Source organism: Verrucosispora sp. SN26_14.1, from assembly GCF_004307965.1.
GTDB lineage: Bacteria > Actinomycetota > Actinomycetes > Mycobacteriales > Micromonosporaceae > Micromonospora.
The window spans coordinates 1-1,460 of sequence record NZ_SISL01000771.1 but is presented as its reverse complement, the minus strand read 5'-3'; the positions used below and the strand labels follow the sequence as shown (position 1 = coordinate 1,460).

Here is a 1,460-nt window from a genome sequence, read left to right as displayed (position 1 = left end):
GCGCCAGGGCCAGCGCCCCGGCCAGCCCGGCCGCGCCACCGCCGACCACCACCACGTCGTATTCGTCGTCCATGCGTACCCCCTCGTGACCTTCGCTGGCACCCACGCTGCACCCGACCGGCCAAAACGACAAGTAATGTTGCTGTTATGGCAAACGACGAGGCGGCGGTGCTCGCGGAGGTCGGCCCCCGGCTCCGCGCGCTCCGCAAACGACGCGGCACCACCCTGAACGAACTCGCCGACACCACCGGAATCTCCGTCAGCACCCTGTCCCGACTCGAATCCGGCCACCGCCGCCCCACCCTGGAACTGCTCCTGCCGCTGGCCCGCGCCCACCAGGTGCCCCTGGACGAACTCGTCGGCGCGCCCACCGTCGGCGACCCCCGCGTCCGCCCCCGACCGATCGTCCGCCACGGCATGACGTTCCTGCCGCTGACCCGCCGCCCCGGCGGCGTCCAGGCGTTCAAACAGATCCTGCCGCCACACACCCCCACCGACCCGCAACCCTCCTCGCACGAGGGCTACGAATGGCTGTACGTGCTCTCCGGCCGCATCCGGCTACGCCTGGGCGAGCACGACCTGATCCTCAACCCCGGCGAGGTCGCCGAATTCGACACCCGCGTGCCGCACTCCGTCGCCAACCCCGACCCGACCCCCGCCGAAGTCCTCAACCTCTTCGGCCCCCAGGGCGAACGCCTGCACGTGCGGGCCCGACCCGCCGCCGACTGAGCACACGAAATCGGGGCGCGGCATACGCCGCGCCCCGATGCTCCCAGGCCCTTCCCAGCCGGTGCGGCGGGAATGAGGCACGCCGACCTTCGGACCGACCGGACGGTGACTGGCTGTCCCCGTCGGGCCGTTGTCTACTGGCCGTGCACCCCACCCTGCCCGTACACCGGTAACCGCGGCCGGTTCGCGCCGCCCCGCCGACCCCCGCCCGCTGGACCTGGCCGCCGCGACAACCGTCGCTCGGCCAGCGGACGAAGGGACGAAGCGAACAACAGCCGCTTCCCGTGGTAGGACTCAAAGACGGTACGTGGCGCACCCCCGGCCTTGTCAACCCACCCCCGACGAGTCGCCACACCGGCACGGCGTGTCGCGCTCACCGTCACCGTCCGCAGTCGACCCGACACCGGTCACGCCGACACCAACGGCCCCAGCAACGCCCGCGCCGCCCCCGGATGCTCCGCCGCCAACAACCCCGCCGCCGCCAACACGTAGTCGGAGTCGACCACCGCCCGCGCCGCCCTCGGCACCGCCCACCCACCCGCGTGATCACCCAACACCGCCTGCCACACCGGCGTCACCTCGCCGGCACGGGCATGCCGCAACACCCCACCCGAGCCCACCAGCAACCGCACGTCCCGCAGATCCCGACCGGCCCGCTCACCCGTACCCACCCCCCGGGCGTGCCGGCGCACCGCCACCGTCGCCGCCAACGCCGCCAACCGGCCGTCGGA

2 protein-coding genes are annotated in these 1,460 nt (G+C 73.1%); one reads left to right on the top strand and one right to left on the bottom strand.

The genetic code is table 11. The features are described from left to right. The first annotated feature begins 147 nt into the window (after window positions 1–147). Window positions 148–729 (top strand): helix-turn-helix domain-containing protein, encoded by a 582-nt coding sequence (locus EYA84_RS31785; RefSeq protein WP_131057847.1) that lies wholly within the window; start codon window positions 148–150, stop codon window positions 727–729. A gap of 407 nt (window positions 730–1,136) precedes the next feature. Here EYA84_RS31785 and EYA84_RS31780 read toward each other — a convergent pair. Further along, the coding region (locus EYA84_RS31780; protein WP_201272551.1) for a glutamate mutase L at window positions 1,137–1,460 on the bottom strand (324 nt) is incomplete at its 5' end.

Coding starts and splice junctions, on each gene's coding strand:
- EYA84_RS31785 (WP_131057847.1), top strand. CDS start 148: ATGGCAAACGACGAGGCGGCGGTGCTCGCGGAGGTCGGCCCCCGGCTC.